We start from the raw sequence: 15,249 nt of genomic DNA, 5'->3' as shown, positions 1-15,249 counted from the left end.
GGTGAGCTGCGCGGCGGTATTCGAATATCCGCAGGTTATCCAGTTGCCGCGATCGTTGGGCGCGAGTTGCCAGATTTCCGTGACACTATCTGCGACCATCTTCTGCTCGCCGTACGCCAGCGAGGCGCCCTCCTCGGGCGGCCCATCGTATACGGTCAGGCTGGCGAGCTCGTTGGTGAAGCCGTTGTAGCCGGCGGTCCATCCGGCGGGGGTGTTGCTGATTTTCTGATCCACCGCGATGGTCGCAGGGCACTGCACTTCACCGCCCAGCGCCTGCCCAAGCGGGCAAATAGCGGCGACGCAAAGAGCCAACCACGCCGTATGGGTCTTCATGGACGCGAGGGTAGCGCAGCGGCGCCTCGTAGCAAGCCGGAGCAGGAATGTGCTAGGTTAGTTGCGTTTTCCGGAGGCGCAACGCAAAAGCATGAATCCTTTTGACATCGACACGGCTAAAGCCCGTGCACGCGCGTTGTGCCCGCCGCCTGCGCATTAGGTAACAGCAGACATCGGTCATAGTACGGCGACCGCGGGTCCACAAAGAGTGTACCCGCTGGTCGCCGTTTTTTTTTCGTCGCCGAATGAGCCCGGGCGAGTGTTGAAAAAGGAATCCCGCGATGCTGGTTCAGGTAGAAAATCTAACTAAACGCTTCGACACCTTCACGGCGGTCGACCGGGTGTCGTTCCGGGTAGAACGGGGCGAGATCGTCGGCATGCTCGGGCCCAACGGGGCCGGTAAGACCACCACGATCCAGATGATCCTAGGCCTTATCACGCCGACCTCCGGAGAAATCCGGATCTTCGGCAAGTCCATGGCGACGCATCGCGAGGAAATTCTGCAGCGGATGAACTTCAGCTCGCCTTACGTCGCGTTCCCGTTCCGGATGACGGTGCACGAGAATCTCAGCGTGTTCGCGCGCCTCTATGGGATCAAGGAGCCGCAACGGCGGATCGGCGAATGGCTGGAGCGGTTCGATGTCGCAAAGCTGCGCGACAAGCCGATCGCGCGGCTTTCCTCGGGTGAGAACACGCGGATCGGGCTTGCCAAGGCGATGCTCAACGATCCGGAACTGCTGCTGCTCGATGAGCCGACGGCGTACCTCGACCCCGAGATAGCCCGCCGGGTTAAAGAGCAGTTGCTGGAAGCGAATCGCGAGCGCGGCATGACGATTCTCTACACCTCGCACAACATGGCCGAGGTCGAGCAGCTATGCAGCCGGATTGTATTTCTGAATCACGGCCAGGTGATCGCTGTGGGCAGCCCGATCGAAATAACTCACGCGATCCTGAAAGAAGAGCGTGATGAGCCCGCGCTGGAGGAAGTATTCCTGCGCGTGGCACGGGAGGTACGCGGATGAAAGCACATCGGATAGTCGCGGTGATGGCGCGCCACGCGTACGAAGCGCGGCGCAACGTAGATCGCGTTACCGACATGGTCTATTGGCCGGTGCTAGACGTCGTAATGTGGGGTTTTTTCACGACCTACCTGGGGCACGGCCTCGGCATGCAGCCGGACGTCATCAAGTTCGTGTTGAGCGCGGTCATCATATGGGGACTGTTCTACTCGTTTCAGCGCGACCTGGCGGTAGGCTTTCTGGACGAGTTGTGGTCGCGTAACCTGATAAACCTGTTCTCGACGCCCCTGACGATCTCGGAGTACATGACGGGACTGATCTGCGTGAACGTGGCGAAGGCGATGGTCGGTGTCGGTGCGGCCTCGCTGCTGGCTCTGGCGGCTTATCACTTCAATATCTTTCCGTGGTTGCCGGGCTTCGTGCCCTACCTGATCAACCTGATGCTGTTTGCATTCGCCCTCGGCATCATGATCACCGGGTTGATTTTCCGGTACACCACCAAGATCCAGGCGCTGGCATGGAGCTTCGCGGGATTGCTGGCACCGATTTCGTGCGTGCTGTACCCGGTGAAGTCATTGCCGCCGTGGCTGCGCGGGATTGCGTGGACCTTGCCCACCACGCATTCGTTCGAAGGCATGCGCCAGTTGCTGGCCGGCGGGGGCTTCAACCCGCACCGCTTCTGGTGCGGGTTGGTGCTTAACGTCTTCTACTTCGTGTTCGCGATCGGGGTGTTCAAAATGGTCTTTGCGGCCGCACAAAACCGTGGCCTGCTGGTGAAGCTCGAATAGGAAGATGCCAGGGCGTCAAGCTTGCAGGGATTGGCACTCCAGGTTCGCGATCTTTGCTCGCTGGCGCCTTGGCGCTCTCCTGAGTCACCGCCCGGGAGTTGTTGCGCCAACTGCGTTCGCGACCGCCGCGGAGGACGTCAGCACGTCGGCAGTCGACTGGATCATCGTAAAGCGCGCGTTTGCCAGATCGCGGTCGGCGGTCAGTAGCTCGACGATCGTGCTGAGCCCCTGGCGATAAGTCTCGATGTTGTCGTCGTAGGCCTCCTGAGCGGCCGCCAGCAATGCCTGCGCGAATTCGTAGCGTTTGACCGCGGTCTGAAAATCGTAGTACGAGCGCCACACCTCGGCGATGGTCTGCAACTCGAGCGAGCGCACCGACTCCCGCTGCGCCGAGCGACTCGCTTCCGTTCGACGATCGTCATTCAAGCGCCGAAAGCCGGTGAACAGATCCCAGCGCAAGCCGATCAACGCCGCGTACTGCGGTTGGCTGTTGAAATTGACGGGCGCACCGTTGAAGTTGTACCACCAGTTGGCCTGAGTGTAGTTGGCGCTCACTCCCAGCACCGGAAACCAGTCGGCGCGCGCCCGCGCCTGCTCCGCCTCGCTCTGGCGAAGCCGCGCGACCTCTGCGGACAAGTCGGGCCGTTCCCGCACCCCGGTGGCAATTAATTCATCGACCTCCTGTCCCAGCGATTTCGGTACCGCCTGGTTTCGGAGGGATTCGACATCCAGCGGCTGATTGGCCGGAACCCCTATAGCCACCGCCAGCGCCGCGCGCGCATCGTTGACCAGGGTTTTCGCATTCTCGAGTTCGAACTCAGACTGCGCCTTGCGCTCACGCGCCAGCAACAAGGCGGGTTGCGTCGCAAGTCCCAGGTCGAGTCTCTGCTGAACAGCCTCGAGGTCGGTCCTGGCAAGTTCTACGTTCTGCTGGGCGGCCTGCACGGCGGCTTTCGCGGCAGCAAGTGCATAAAACGATTGCTGGACGCCGAAAACCACGTTCTGCATGACGCGATTGAATGCGAAGTTCGACGCCGCCAGCTGCTGCCGCGCGATTTCGGCTTCCGAGCTGCGCCGCCCGAAATCGGCCAGCGTGTACGTGAGATCGATGATCGGCTGGACTTGCCATTGCTGAACCGCGGCGGTGCGGGTAGAAAATTGAAGCAGAATTCGCTGGTAGCCGGCGTCAGTTTCGGTAGTGACCAGCGGGTAGTAGGGCGCTCTCGACGCGCCATAGGCGGCGGCCGCGGCGCGCGCATTCTCCCAGCTGCGGCGGGTCTCAGGATTGTTGGTCAGGGAAATATCGATGAGGGTGGCAAGACTCTGGCGTTCGCCAGCAGGCATCTGCGGGTTCGCCGGCGAGGGAATAACCGTCACCCCCGCTCCGCCGTTCTGGGGCGCAGGCGGGACCGCATACTCCTTGCGCAGACTCCGGGCCTCTATCCACGATCGATCGGGCGCAGGCGGCGCGAATCGATCGGGTTGGATTTCCGGTTGCTCCTGGAAATAGGTGCAGCCTGCAAAGGTCGCCACGAGCAGCGCCACTGTGGCAATCGCGACTTCGCGTGCGCTGAGTCTGCTCTGCCAACGACGCCGCTTGCCCACCGTCTTCAGCACTTTCCGTTTCCATTCACCGCTGATTTCCATAGCTGTTCCGCCTGTTTCCGTCTAAGAGTCTTTTGGCGCTGCCTCACTCCTGCCCGGGCCGCAGCCTGAATTGAATCCGACCACGTGCTTGGGCACAATCGTGGTGCTTCGATGCGCAATCTCTCGTCGTTATCACTTGCTGGCCTGATGCTGCTGTGTGCATGCGTCGGATGCGACCCAATCATTAATATCGCGGGCGCCAATTTCCCTGCCTGGCTGTTTTGCGCAATCGTGGGTGGAATCGTGGCGATTGCATTCCGGCCGGTCTTTGTCACACTTGGTATCGAACCGTATCTGTGGCCGCTGCCAGCCGTCTACATCGCCCTCGCCGTGCTGGCTGCCTCCATGGTTTATCTGATTTTCTTTCGAATCTGACGGCGATACTGATGACTTCGGGCGTTTCACCCGGCGGCGATTCCGCGTTTCGCGTTGTTGGCCTAACCCTGAGCGCAGCAATTGTCGTGACGGCGATCGTCGCCGCGCTTTACGTGACCCGCATCTACTACGTCTATCCACGCACCGACGACGCTTACGTCCGGGCCAACATGATCGCGGTTGCGCCGCACGTCAGCGGACCGATCGTGCAACTTCCGATCGTCGACAATCAGTACGTAAAGCAGGGTGCGCTGTTGTTCGTCGTCGATCCACGTCCCTACCAAGCCACGCTCGATCGGCTCACCGCGAGACTCGCGCTCACCAATCTCGAAATCAAAGCCTACACCGACGCGATCAACGCCGCGGAGGCCGAGCAGAAACGACGCGAAGCCGACCTGGCATATGACAAGCAATACCTCGGACGCATCGAGCCGCTGCTCGCCAGACATTTCGTTACTGCCAATGACGTCTTTGATGCACGATCACGCGTGCACGCGGCGGAGGCCGGGGTGGACAACGCGCGTTCTGAAGTGCGCCGCGCAGAAAACAATCTCGGACAGCTCGGCGATATCAACGCACGCCGCAAGGAGGCCGAGGCCGCGGTGGAAGACGCCCGTTTGAACGTCAACTATTGTTACGTGCACGCGCCGTTTGACGGCTTGGTCACGAATCTCAATATCTCGGTTGGGCAGTACGCCAATGAAGGAAAAGACGTACTCAGCCTGGTCGACGATCGCACCTGGTACGTGGTGGCGAACTTTCGCGAAAACTTTCTCGATCACATTCGCCCCGGCATGAGCGTCGATGTCTATCTGCTGAGTTATCCAGAAAAGCGTTTTCGGGGCCGCGTGCAGGGGGTCGGCTGGGCCCTCTATCAGCAGAACGGGGCGACGGTAGAGGGCCTTCCCGCAGTGGAGCCAACCCTCAACTGGGTGCGGCTGTCGCAACGCTTCCCGGTGCGAATCGTGCTCGAAGATCGCGATCCCCAGCGTCCGTTTCGAACCGGGCAGACGGCAGTGGTCACCCTCGAAGGGTTCACGGACCATCACGCCCCGCTAATCCGCCACCTCGAGCGACAGGGACCTTCATATTGAATCGTCGCTTGGGATAACCCCAGCGCTCAGGAAAGAGCCGGAGCAGGACCTCTGCGCTCTTCCCTGTGCCTCAAGCCGCTGCGGAAGTCAGGGACTCTCGAAACCGATAATTGGTCGAATTCCGCAACGACCGACTGGTTTGACCTCGCACGCCGTATCAGCGTTTAATCACGAACATGGCTGGAATTGTTGCTTACGGCTCATACATCCCATACCGGCGGCTCAAGCGAGCCGCTATTGCGCAGGTGCTCGGCGTAGCCGCCAGCAAAGGCGAGCGCGCGGTAGCGAGTTTTGATGAAGACAGCACCTCGATGGCGGTGGAAGCCGTACGCGACGCCCTCAAGTCCGCGCCCGTTGGGACCATCGCTACGCTGCTGTTCGCGACCACCACGCCGCCCTACGGCGAAAAGCTCAATGCGACGGTGATCGGCGCCGCTGCCCGCTTGCCAAGCTCGATTCGCGCGATGGATGTGACGGGATCGGTCCGGGCCGGCCTGACCTCTTTCCTGCAGGGCATCGACGCGGCTGCCAGCTCCCGCTCTCAGGCCGTCGTGGCGATGGCCGATACGCGGCTCGGCGCTCCAGAAGGTAAAGCCGAGCAGCAAAACGGCGATGGCGCGGCGGCTTTCGTGCTGGGAACCGATCACGTCATCGCGGAATGCGAGGCAAGCTCCTCGCTGACCCGCGAGTTTCTAGACACCTGGCGCGCGCCGGGCGAGCAATTCGCCCACTCCTGGGAAGAGCGCTTTTCACTAACGCAGGCCTATGCGCCCCTCCTCACCAAAACCATCCAGGACGTGTTGACCCGGGCCAAGGTCTCGCCGGGAGATCTCGCCAAGGTCGTCATTGACGCCCCCAATCCACGCGCGGTCGAAGAGATCATCCGCGGATTGAGGATCGAACCGGCGAAGCTCTCCGATCCCTTTGCACTGACAGTCGGACAAACCGGCGCCGCCCATGTGGGGCTGATGCTGGCGAGCGTGCTGCCGAGCTTGAAGCCCGGCGAGCGGGTGCTGGTCGCATCGGTCGCGGATGGCGCCGACGCGATGGTGCTGCCTGCCACACCGGCGATCGCCGAATTCAAACCGCTGCGCTCGGTCGGCAGGATGATCGAGTCGAAGGGCGACGTCTCGTACGGCAGCTACCTCAAGTGGCGCGAGATTCTTCCCACCGAGCCACCGCGCCGGCCGGACCCCGACCGCCCTGCCGGCCCCCCCATGTTTCGTTCCGAGCAATGGAAATTCGCTTTTGTCGGCAGCAAGTGCACCAACTGCGGCACCCCCCAGCTTCCGCCCCAGCGCGTCTGTGTGAAGTGCCGGGCCCGTGATAAGATGGAACCGTATCCATTTGCGGACCGGACCGCGCGGATCGCAACGTACGCGATTGATCGGCTGGCGTTTTCGCTTAATCCGCCAACCATCAACGTGGTCATCGATTTCGATGGCGGCGGACGGTTCCTGGGCGAAATGACTGATTGCGAACCCGAGAAAGTTGCCATCGGTAACGAGGTCGAAATGACTTTTCGCCGCCTCTTTACTGCCGATGGCGTGCACAACTATTTCTGGAAGGCGAGGCCAAAACGATAGGCCTGACCGCCTTTCCAAATCTTCTCTCGCGACTCGCGTAGAGATAAGAGTTAGGGCCGGAGGGAGACTATGGCAAGCAAAGGCATCAAGGATCGCGTTGCAATCGTCGGAATGGGGTGCACCAAGTTCGGAGAGCATTGGGACAAAGGCGCCGAGGATTTGCTAGTGGATGCCGCCTACCAGGCCTACGAATCGGCCGGCATCGGTCCAGATGACGTGGATGCCTACTGGCTTGGCACGATGGGTTCGGGAATCTCCGGACTCACTCTCTCCGAGCCGCTCAAGATTCAATACAAGCCGGTGACGCGGGTTGAGAATATGTGCGCCACCGGATCGGAAGCGCTGCGGCAGGCCGCCTATGCGGTCGCGTCGGGCGCGTTCGACGTTGCCATGGCGATCGGCGTCGAGAAACTCAAGGATTCGGGCTACTCGGGACTGGTGGGAAACGTCCCTCCCAATGACGGTACCGAAGGGAGCATGACCGCTCCCGCATCGTTCTCGCTCCTGGCGCCAGCGTATTTCAAGAAGTACGGGCTCGATCCGGAAAAGGGTAAGGACGTGCTGTCGCGCATCGCGTGGAAGAATCATCGTAACGGTGCGCGCAACCCGAAGGCGCAATTCCAAAAGGAAGTATCGATCGAGGCGATCAAGAACTCGCCAAAAATCGCGGACCCGCTGGGGATCATGGATTGTTCGGGTGTCTCCGACGGATCCGCGGCGGCGATAGTCGTCCGCGCCGAAGACGCGCACAAGTACTGCAAGAATCCAATTTACATCAAGGCATTGTCATTCGTCGCAGGACCTGGCGAAGGGCCGCTTTCGCCGGACTACGATTTCACGACCTTCAATGAAGTCGTAGCTTCATCGGTCGATGCCTACCGCCAGGCGGGAATTACCAATGCGCGCCAACAGATCAGCATGGCCGAGGTGCACGACTGCTTCACGCCTACTGAACTGGTGCTCTACGAAGATCTCGGCTTCAGCCCGCGCGGAACCGCGTGGCAGGATGTGCTGGAGGGTTTCTTCGACCTCGAGGGTAAGCTGCCGGTAAATCCGGATGGCGGCCTGAAGTCGTTCGGCCATCCGATCGGCGCGTCGGGATTGCGCATGATGTACGAAATGTGGCTCCAGTTCCGCGGCGAGGCGGGGCCGCGGCAGATCAAGGATCCAAAGATCGGCCTGACCCACAACCTTGGCGGCGCTCCCGGTCGCTGCGTCAGCTTCGTATCCGTGGTGGGCCGCAACGTCGGCTGATCTTCCGCAAAATGACTGGCGGAGAAGGGGCACCGAGAACCACTCTCGGTGCCTTTTCTTGCGGCCCGTAGAACGATACGAAAAATAGCGCTCACATCGGTCGGCTGAAACGATCGCCATGAGCTGCTCCGCTTAAGACCCTCCTTATCGACCGCAGCTCGACGCAATGTAAGTGAATAGCGCACGGCCCTCGATCCGCCACCCTCGTGGTTCACTGATCGGTCGAGGGGGAGTTCCCCGCTCTAAGGCCTGAGGAGAGCTAACAGTGTCATCTGCCGCCGATACTTCGCTCGCGGGCTTGAAGCCGTCGCAATTGCCCCCGGGGCCGGGCTTTTTCGCGACCCTCAATTTTGTCCGCAATCCCTTCAGGTTCCTCGATGATTGCGCGCGCCGCTATGGCGACTGGTTCACGTTGCGCGTGCCCGGAGTTTCGCCATTCGTATTCACCAGCGACCCGGTGGCGATTCGAGAAATTTTCCAGGGCGACCCAGCGATCTTTGCGGCTGGCAAAGCGAACCGCCCGCTGGGCGCGTTCATGGGCGAACGATCCCTGCTGTTTCTGGATGGCCCTGCGCATTTGCACGACCGGCGATTAATCTTGCCTGCTTTTCATGGCGAGCGGATGCGGGCGTACGCCGATACGATGCGTTCCATTGCCGACGCCGAGATCGATCGTTGGCCAATCGAGCAGCCATTCCCGCTTCATCATGCAATGCGCGCAATCACCTTTGAGGTGATCATGCGCAGCGTGTTCGGATTGCAGAACGGCCCGACCGCTATGCTCATCCGCGAGACCCTGACAAAGCTATTCGCCGTATATGCCAGCCGCTTTGGGACGTTGTTCGATCTGCCCGCCCTGCAGATCGATCTCGGCCCCTGGAGCCCGTGGGGTCGCGCGGTCAGGTGGCATCGCGAATTTTCGCAACTCTTGTTCGCAACTATTCGCGAGCGGCGCGAGCCGGGCGCTGAGCCGCGCGGCGATATTCTCTCAATGCTGCTGCTGGCGCGTGACGAGAACGGTGCTCCGCTCGACCAGGAAACCTTGCGCGACGAGATGTTGACCCTGTTACTTGCCGGGCATGAAACCACCGCCGCATCGTTGTCGTGGGTCATCAATCGCCTGCTGACAAACCCTGAGGTCGCCGAGCGCGCGCGAACCGAGGTCCGATCGGTGACCGGTGCAGAACCAACCGCCGCGGAGCATGTGAACAAGCTTCGCTATCTGGAAGCGGTCATCAACGAAACCATGCGCCTGGACCCGGTCATTCCGAACGCGGGACGCGAACTGCAGGCTCCCGCCACTATTGCGGGCCGTGAACTTCCCGCCGCCGTGGTAGTCGCGCCATGCATCTACCTCACGCATCGCCGCAGTGACCTGTGGGAGGAAGCGCTGAAGTTCAACCCCGAACGGTTCTTGAGCAACCGCATCGACCCGTACACCTTCTTCCCCTTCGGGGGCGGGACGCGCAGATGTATCGGCGCGGCTTTCGCGACCTATCAGATGAAAATCGTTCTGGCCCAGATCCTCTCGCGTGTAGAACTGAAACCTGTCCCCGGTTACACGGCCCGCCTCGAACGCCGCAGCATCGCGTTCGCTCCCTCGCGCGGGTTACCGGTCGTGGTAGCTAGTCGTCGCACCGGACCCGGGCTTTAAGACATCTCAGTCCTTGCTGTCCTTCCTCAAGGGAGGTCGGCCGAATTCTCCCGGTTCAGTCCCGGACATCCAGTCCCATTCTGCGCGCGATGATCACCTTCATGATCTCGTTGGTGCCCGCGTAGATGGCCTGCACGGCGGCGTCGGCGTAGTCGGTCGCGACCGGATACTCCATCATGAACCCATAGCCGCCGAAGAGTTGCAGGCACTGGCTGGAGACCTTTTTGAGCAGTTCCGTCGTCCACCATTTCGCCATGCTTACCTCCGTCACCAGGTCTTCGTGGCGAACGTGCGCGGCCATCAGGCGATCGACGAAAGCGCGTCCCACTTCGACCTCGGTGGCCATCTCGGCGAGCTTGAACTGCGTGTTCTGGAAGGATGAGATCGCCTGCCCGAAAGCGCGGCGCTGCTTGGTGTATGCGATGGTGTCTTCGAGGCAGCGCTTGGCGCTCTCGATGGCGCCTACTGCACAGACCAGCCGTTCCTGCTGGAGCTTCTCCATCAGCATCTTGAATCCCTGCCCCTCCGTGCCGAGCAGGTTGGTGACGGGAACGCGGCAGTCCTCGAAGAACAACTCGCTGGTGTCCTGTCCTTTGAAGCCGAGTTTGTCGAGTTTGCGCCCGCGCACGAAACCCGGCGCATTGCCGTCGACGAGGATCAGGCTGATACCGCGATGGGCAGGCTTCGCATTCGCATCGGTCTTGGTCACCACGATAACCAGGTCGGCGAGCTGCCCGTTTGAGATGAAAATCTTCGAGCCGTTGATCACGTAATGATCGCCCTCGCGCTTGGCGCTGGTGCGAACCGCCGCCAGGTCCGAACCGGTACTCGGCTCGGTCATGGCGATTGCCAGGATCGTCTCACCCGAGATCGCCTTGGGCAGGTAGCGTCGCTTCTGCTCTTCGCTGCCGAAGGTGCTGAGATAGGGCAGGCAGATATCCGAATGCAGCCCCATCATCAGGCCGTGAGCACGCACCCGTGCGAGTTCCTCCATCACGATTGCGTCGTACAGAAAGTCCACGCCCCCGCCGCCGTATTCCTCCGGCGCGTTTGCTCCCAGAAAGCCGGCCGCACCCAATCTGCGCCAGCTTTCCCGATCGCTGATGCCGTTGCGATTCCATTCGGCGACTTTTGGCTCGATCTCGGTATTGACTAACCGCCGCACCTGCTCCCGGAACATGTCGTGTTCTGCGCTGAATATTTCCCGTCTCATTTGTCTCCTGTTGGTGCAGCAGCGCGAGGCTCCCGCCCGGTTCTATGGATAGGACGAGAGACCCCTCCACGTAAACCGGGTGGCTCGCGGATTGGAATCAGCACAACCGGTGAAAGGGCAGCCCGCTCCTTACCTGCCTTCAGGGCCAAGGAGTCCCCCGAGCTTCCTCGGATTCGCGCGACGGACGCTAAAGATGAGTCGGTGCAGCAATTTGGAGGCTGCGAGTAGGCCCTGCGACCAGGGCGGCGCCGGGAAATAGCGCGAGGATTATCCGGTCCCGGCGACCTTCGTGGGCACTGGGTTCTTAACGGCAGCCGGTGAATTTGTCCGCTAGTGGGGAACCAATTTGAACAACCCCACGTTGCGATTTTGCAGCAGCGGTTCCATCGCGAACGCTGCGCCCAGCTTGTCCACTTGCTCGCGCACCACCGTCGCGTAGTCAGGTGATTCCGGCGCACCGAGCAGCAAATATGCGCCGTCGGCGCTGCGTGCATCAGCGTTCAGTCCGCTCACCACGGCGGTAGCCATGACATCATCGGCAAAGAGCAGCTGAGGAATCGGTCCGCTCCATCCGAGCGCACGCTTCGCGAACAGGCGATTTAGGTGGTAGTCGGTGAAGCTCTCGCCCGGATCGTGTGAATTCAGTGCGACGAACTTTCGCGACCTACCGGAAAGGTACAACTCCAGAAGCTGAAGGGAGATATTGCTTAGGATCGTGGCCCGGGGCGAGACTTTCGCTTCGATTTGTTGCAACGATTCGACGGTTGGCGACTGCAGCGGTTCGGCTGACAGGCGAACCGAGATTTCCGTAGCGAGTGCAATCAACAGCAGAAGGTCGAGCATGAGCACGCCGATCGCCGCGGCCAGCCTGGGAGCACTTCTCGCGCGCGCGCTCAATGCCGCGCGCATCCATCGATTGGCCACGACCGCTCCATGCCCTGCCATCATGAATACGATGAACACCCCGGGGAGCAGGTAAGCGGTTTCGGTGAACAAGTCGAAAATGTAGACCGCGAACAGGAGCCCGAGTAAGGCGAGCCCGAAGTATGCCAGGCGCCGCGTGGTGCGTTGGTCGCGGTTCCGCAACGCCGCGAAGATTCCGACTAGCGCGAAGGCCGCCGCCGCGAACGGGTAGAGAAAATATCTGGGATCGCCCTGGTCGCCCAGCATGCCGTCCAAACCCAACAACGCCGTCACGTAGACCGGCACATTGCCGTGCGGGTTTCGCGGCAGGGTCGGTCCGAAGAGATGCGAGAGGTTGAACTGACGACCAGATTGCGAGTAGACCTCCGGCACCCACCATCCGTAGCCGCTGCTTAGCGCGCCGCCGAAATTAATTGCATTTGAATGCAGCTGCAGAAGGGGCATAATCGCCAGCGCGACGAAAAAGCCCGCAGCGCAAGTCGCCATGCCGCGAAGACCAACGCCCCGTGGCGGAACTGCGATCAATGCGACAGCGATTGCTCCCACGATCATCGCATTAGTCGGGCGCATGATCGCGGAGAATCCGGCGATGAAACCCAGGATGATCCACGTCGCGTAGAGCGCGGCCTCGCGCTCGGGACGGCCTTCCTCATCGGTAGCACGCGCCAGCGCCCAAGCCGCGAGGAGCGTAACGGTCAGGGTCGGCACGTCGCTCAAAACCAGCGTCGAATAGGCGACGAACACGGGACAGAGTGCGAGCAGAACCGCGGCCAGAATTGCGCTCGATCGGCCAAACAGCTTGAGCGCGAGCAGGTATATAGCCACGATTGCGCAAAGCCCGATGGCGATGGTCACGGTATAGAGCAGCGCCACGTCATGGCCGATTATCGGCAAGGCGGCGGCAAGAATTAGCGGGTAGCCTTCGGGGTAGCGGGACGGGTAAGAATAACCGCCAAAATGCAGAACCGCTCCTCGACCTTGATCGAGATTCACCGCTTGTGCGGCGTATTCGAGACCGTCCGGCCACGGCATGAGCTCGGCCCCACGGCGCGATCCCGATCGCGTCATCATCAGGAGCGTGAAGGCGAGCAGGACGGCGACTGTGATGACATCGGGCGCGCCGCGTGCGGAGGCTGCAAACGGCGGGGACGCCTGCGAGGTTCGCTTCGATGAGCCGGTCGTCATCGCGCAGGGCCGTCACTCCGCAAGCGACCGGAATAGGCGTGGGGCTCGCCATCGTACTGCTGGTCCCGCGCCTGGCGCGGTTCCTCTATCCAGAAGTCTGGATCGAGGACGATTTCTACCTCGAAAATGCGTACCTGGTGTCGGTTGGGATGCGCCCCTATCTGGATTTTCTTCACGTACACTTTCCGGTTCTGGAGTGGGCCGCCGGCGTCTACATCAGGTTATTCGGCGCGAGCCTTAATTCACTCGAGTTCTTGAACGAAGCCGCAATCTACGCGACCAGTCTGCTCGTCTTTGGGCTGGCGCGCCGCGCAGCAGATCGGCCGGTCGCCTTCGCGTCGGCGATCTTATATGGTTTCGGCGCGCTCGTCTTTCGCTACCACCTCTATGAACGGGAATGCTTCGTGGCGCCGCTGGTGGTGGGCGCAACCATCCTGGTGGTCGATGAAAGCTCCTCGTCGCTTACCCGCCGCGGCGCAGTGGCGATCGCCGGGCTCCTCGCGCTCGCATGTGCCATTAAGTTGACGGCTGTGGTTTCAGTCGTCGTTCTCATCGGCTATCTCGGCGTAGTGCGGCGGCGGACGGGCTACGCCATCGCGATCGGTACCGCGGTTGTGGCCGCGATCGCGCTGCTGTCCGCCTTCTGCTACTGGCGCTACGGATTTGAATTCGTCTTTCAGACCTTCCTTTTCCACTTCATGAAGGGCCGTGATGCGAGGGCCGCGGTCGCGCTCTACCCGACCCTTATTCTTGACATCCTGGCGCCGTTGTTTGCTCTTGGGGTGATTCGCATTCTCGCCGCCGCCCCGGTCAAAGGCGCGGCCGGTCTGGTGCTCGCTCTGGCGGCGGCCCAGTACTTCTTCTTTGGCCTGCTTAGCCCGACCGCCTGGGGCCATAACTACGTGGAGGGGTTACCTTTTATCGCAGTAATCGCCGGCTTCGGCTTGCTCGCGCTCTACGATGCCATCCGCAATCTCATCACGACCGAGCGGGCACCGCGGTCGGACTGGATCTGGGCAATCGGTGGTGGCCTGTTCACCCTGATTTGCCTGCTGATATTCACGCCCTTGATAAACGAGAACTGGCTGCGCGACAGTGTGTACGGCTTCGGGTTCGCACCGCACGAAGAAATCTCGCGAATTGCTGCGACCGTGCGCCGGGCAACGACTCCCAGTGACGTCGTGATCGCGCCGTCGTTCATTTGTTTCGAGGCAAACCGGGCGCAGCTGATTCGCTATCCAGAACTGTACGGAACGTATCGCCAAGCAAAAGCCATGTACCAGCATTACGGCTTCCGGACGGCGCGCCAGCGACTAGGCGCTGCCAATTTCTTTACCCTCATAAGTGAAACCGCGCACTATTGGACCGATCCGATCAACGATGCCGTCGCCAAGCGCCGCGTGAAGGTAGTGGTATCTGACTCTCCGATTCAGCTGTTGCCGCTGGTGTTGGTTCAACCGGAGCTGCTCGCAAGCAGCGGGTATCGGCCAATTCTTCACACGCAGCACTACACGGTCTGGGAGCTGGAGGCGCCCTCGCCCAGTCAGGAGGCGCCAGAGCGGCACGCTGTAACGGAAGAGGCCGAGGTTCCGTAACGTTTTGCGAATTCCGCCCGGTTGGTCATTCGCCTCCCTTGGCCAATATGATCGCCGGATTGGCGAAATCGCGCCGATTTGGTCAGGCGTCCAAGCCCCGCGGCCAGCGCAGCCGCGCCCCCGCCGGTCGCCAAAGCTGCTGGTGCCTCAAGAGAGTGGGCAGATCAGTGTGGTGGTATTGCTCCGATCCATTGCAATTGCAGCGCGACGGTTCACCCTGCTGGCTCAGCGATAGCCGGGTGGCTCCTTCTGCGACGACCATACAGTCTGCCCTGGGGACAAGGTCAATCGGCGTGAGCGGCCCGATAACGCTCGCATGTCGCAGCGACTTGTCTGCCCTTCGCCCCCCATGGAGGCGGACACGGGTACCGAAAATACCCACGGGCCTTCCGCTCCCGTCTCCGTTCCGGCGAGGGGCCGGGGTTTATCCCTGTCTTGCATCTGCCGAGGCCAACTTGCCCTCTTAAGGCGCCCTTTGCTACGGCTCAGATGCTTCGCCTGGAGGAAGGTCTATGGCCGCTGCTCCCAAGTCCAAGCTGGTTCACCCTGTTGGTGCTGAAGAAGAACATCCGGCACTCGATG

General features: G+C 61.2%; 12 protein-coding genes. 8 read left to right on the top strand and 4 right to left on the bottom strand.

The features are described from left to right. The coding region (locus tag VGI36_20135) for an STY0301 family protein (GenBank protein HEY2487459.1) at positions 1-333 on the bottom strand (333 nt) is incomplete at its 3' end. A 281-nt stretch (positions 334-614) separates the two neighbouring features. Between VGI36_20135 and VGI36_20130 the strand changes: the two genes are divergently transcribed. Both VGI36_20130 and VGI36_20125 read left to right on the top strand, forming a co-directional pair. Beyond that, the gene (locus VGI36_20130; GenBank protein HEY2487458.1) at positions 615-1,355 is read left to right on the top strand and encodes an ABC transporter ATP-binding protein; all 741 of its coding nucleotides are present in this window, start codon (positions 615-617) and stop codon (positions 1,353-1,355) included. Next, entirely contained in the window at positions 1,352-2,140 is a 789-nt protein-coding gene (locus VGI36_20125) for an ABC transporter permease (GenBank protein HEY2487457.1), read from the top strand. Before VGI36_20130 ends, VGI36_20125 begins: the two co-directional genes overlap by 4 nt. A gap of 84 nt (positions 2,141-2,224) precedes the next feature. Here the strand turns inward: VGI36_20125 and VGI36_20120 are convergent, their stop codons facing one another. Next, positions 2,225-3,787: a TolC family protein gene (locus tag VGI36_20120; GenBank protein ID HEY2487456.1), complete on the bottom strand. Its 1,563-nt coding sequence runs from the start codon at positions 3,785-3,787 to the stop codon at positions 2,225-2,227. A gap of 111 nt (positions 3,788-3,898) precedes the next feature. Between VGI36_20120 and VGI36_20115 the strand changes: the two genes are divergently transcribed. From VGI36_20115 to VGI36_20095, 5 genes are all read left to right on the top strand, one after another. Continuing rightward, the gene (locus VGI36_20115; protein ID HEY2487455.1) at positions 3,899-4,162 is read left to right on the top strand and encodes a YtcA family lipoprotein; all 264 of its coding nucleotides are present in this window, start codon (positions 3,899-3,901) and stop codon (positions 4,160-4,162) included. 11 nt (positions 4,163-4,173) lie between these two features. After that, positions 4,174-5,256, top strand: a complete 1,083-nt coding sequence (locus tag VGI36_20110) for an HlyD family efflux transporter periplasmic adaptor subunit (protein HEY2487454.1) — start codon at positions 4,174-4,176, stop codon at positions 5,254-5,256. 176 nt (positions 5,257-5,432) lie between these two features. Further along, complete coding sequence (locus VGI36_20105; GenBank protein HEY2487453.1) at positions 5,433-6,842, top strand: OB-fold domain-containing protein; 1,410 nt, start codon at positions 5,433-5,435, stop codon at positions 6,840-6,842. A 69-nt stretch (positions 6,843-6,911) separates the two neighbouring features. Then, a complete protein-coding gene (locus VGI36_20100) occupies positions 6,912-8,096 on the top strand; it encodes an acetyl-CoA acetyltransferase (GenBank protein ID HEY2487452.1) in 1,185 nt (394 codons plus the stop codon). A 265-nt stretch (positions 8,097-8,361) separates the two neighbouring features. Further along, positions 8,362-9,750: a cytochrome P450 gene (locus tag VGI36_20095; GenBank protein HEY2487451.1), complete on the top strand. Its 1,389-nt coding sequence runs from the start codon at positions 8,362-8,364 to the stop codon at positions 9,748-9,750. Between the two features lie 55 nt (positions 9,751-9,805). Here the strand turns inward: VGI36_20095 and VGI36_20090 are convergent, their stop codons facing one another. Then, positions 9,806-10,963, bottom strand: coding sequence for an acyl-CoA dehydrogenase family protein (locus tag VGI36_20090; protein HEY2487450.1), 1,158 nt, complete (start codon positions 10,961-10,963; stop codon positions 9,806-9,808). Between the two features lie 330 nt (positions 10,964-11,293). Then, positions 11,294-13,072, bottom strand: a complete 1,779-nt coding sequence (locus VGI36_20085; GenBank protein ID HEY2487449.1) for a glycosyltransferase family 39 protein — start codon at positions 13,070-13,072, stop codon at positions 11,294-11,296. Here VGI36_20085 and VGI36_20080 point away from each other — a divergent pair. Further along, a complete protein-coding gene (locus VGI36_20080) occupies positions 13,057-14,667 on the top strand; it encodes a hypothetical protein (protein HEY2487448.1) in 1,611 nt (536 codons plus the stop codon). The genes VGI36_20085 and VGI36_20080 overlap by 16 nt on opposite strands. Positions 14,668-15,249: the final 582 nt, after the last annotated feature.

This window comes from Candidatus Binataceae bacterium, assembly GCA_036495685.1.
Taxonomy (GTDB): Bacteria; Desulfobacterota; Binatia; order Binatales; family Binataceae; genus JAFAHS01.
Note: the sequence above shows the minus strand (reverse complement) of the source record. Positions and strands in the feature narration are given on the sequence as shown.